Here is a 2,467-nt window from a genome sequence, read left to right on the forward strand (position 1 = left end):
ACGAGTCCGAGAGCTACCGCTACTGCGTCGACCGGATCGACTCGAGGCGGGAGTACGAGGTGCCCGTCGGGGAGTCCGAATCCGACGAGGAGCCCGAACCCGAGGTCGAGACGTTCGATCTCGGCGACGACGAAGAGGGCCAGTCCAGAGACTCGCTGAACAGCCCCTCGGGCGTTCGCATCCGAGCGAGCGACGATCTCGATCGCCTCGAGTGTCGGCTCTCGGCCGAGACCGACGGCGTGACGACGGCGTACCTCACCGACGACGACGTGACGACGGCGACCCCCGCCGAGGAGAACGTTCTCGACGAGCGGTCGATCGCCGACCTCGAGGCCGGCGACACCTTCGCCTTCGACGTCGACCTCGAGCCCGACGACGTCCGCTGGATCGTCTGCGACGCCGGCGGCGACACCTACGTCCGCGGCCGGGCCGGGGCCGACTACCCGATCGACGGCGACCTCCTCGAGGTGACCGACGGGATCTACGGCGGCTACCTCCAGTCGGAGAACTACCGGTACTGTCTCGACCGGATCGTCGCCGAGGGCGGTTCGACGCAGTCGGACGAGTCCGAGAGCGAGCCGACCGAGCCGGAGGTGCCCGCCCTCGACCTCGGCGACGACGAGGAAGGTCAGTCCTGGCGGTCGCTGAACGACCGCTCCGGGGTTCGCCTGCTGGCGACCGGGAGCGTCGACGCCCTCGAGTGTCGGCTCTCGGCCGAAACCGACGGCGTGACGACGGCGTACCTCACCGACGACGGCGGCGACGTCCTCGACGAGCGCTCGATCGCCGGTCTCGAGGCCGGCGACGCGTTCGTGCTCACCGGCGACCTCGAGGCCGGTGAGGCCTATCGGGTCGTCTGTGACGCCGGCGGCGAGTCCTTCGTCCGCGGGCGAACCGCGATCGAGTACCCGATCGAGAGCGACTTCCTCGAGGCGACCCACGGGATCTACGGCGGCGACTACGAGTCCGACAGCTACCGCTACTGCGTCGATCGGATCGAGCCGACCGAGCCGGACGCGCGCGAGCCGGCCCCGGAACCGGCTCCGACACCGTCCGCGGCAACCCACGGGCTCATGGCGGAGCTGACGAACCGCCCCGACGACGTGACGACCGTCGACGTCGTCGCGGAGCCCTCGATCGACGAAAGCGGGGATCTGGCGGCGGAGATCCTCTCGTATATCGACTCACGGGGTACGGTCAACCACGAGTTCGTCCTCCCGATGGGAAGCTACACGTGGAACACCGAGTTCGTCGTCTTCGATCCGATCGACTACCTCGAGATCAGGGGCGAGCCGCGGGCGACGCTCGAGATTCGGAGCCACGGCGTCGATCGGGCGTTCCTGCTCGGTCGGTGGGCCACCAACAACCCGCCGGAACACATCGTGCTCCAGAACCTCGACGTCGACATCGACGACCAGCGCGAACGCGACGCCGGGCTGATCAGCGCCCACGTCGGCCGCTGTCTGCTCGACAACGTCGAACTCGTCGGCGAGCGCTGGCGACACGGCCCCTACGGCGGCGACCGGTACACCTGTATGATCAACACCCGCGATCCGAACGCGCTCTCGTTGATCCGCAACCTGAGCCTGCCCGACGGGGAGGTCACCGATCCGAACCGCTCGTCGGTCGGCCACTCGATCGGCTGCAGCGCCGACCCGCCACACGAGGGGATCAACATCTGGGACCGCTGTTACGTCGAGGACTACGTCGACAACGGGCTGTACGTGCGAAACAGCGTCGGCGAAAACTTCGTCGAGCACAGCATGGCGGTCAACTGCGGCAACGGGAACATCCGGATCGGCGCCGCCGACGAGGCCCGAGACTGCAAGATCCTCCTCGACGGCGGCTCCGACCAGACCTACCCCGGCGCCGGCCTCTGGCTCAACGGCGGGGAGGCGATCGCCGAGCGGATCGAGATCGACGGCTCCGACGCCCAGAACGACATCGTCAGGGTCAACAGCGACGCCGACGGCGGCCACATCAAGGACCTCGAGCTGTTCTGTGGCCCCGACGTCCAGGCCCCCGCGATCCGCTGTACGGAGACCAGCAGCACGACCAACCGCGGACTGCTTATCGAGGACTTCGACGTCGAGGACATCACCACCGCGGCCGGCGGCAGCGTCCGGGTCCGCCGATCCGACGTCACGCTCAGGAACGGGACGATCGACGCCTCGTATCGGCCGGCGCTGACCGGATACGGCAACCCCGACGTCGACGACGTCGACATGTCCTGATCCGGGTCGCGTATTCGACACTGTCACCGTCTTCTTCTCCGACTCCGCGCGACCGATCCCGTCGCGACTCGAAAAGGTTGAAGCCGTCGCCGCCCGACGGTAATGATAATGTTCGATCCCGAGGAACTCGAGGAGATCCGCGAGAGCCGCGAGCAGTGGCACGAGGAGGAAGTCGAGCCGGTGCTCGAGCGGTTCGGCGAGCGAAAGGATCGGTTCACGACGGATACGGGCGG

General features: G+C 67.9%; 1 pseudogene. It reads left to right on the plus strand.

Annotation, left to right across the window (positions count from 1 at the left end):
* Window positions 1–2,234, plus strand: a pseudogene (locus ACNA7R_RS19990) (hypothetical protein); the annotation flags it as partial.
* Between the last annotated feature and the right edge of the window lie 233 nt (window positions 2,235–2,467).

This window comes from Natronococcus sp. (assembly GCF_047921035.1).
Lineage (GTDB): Archaea > Halobacteriota > Halobacteria > Halobacteriales > Natrialbaceae > Natronococcus.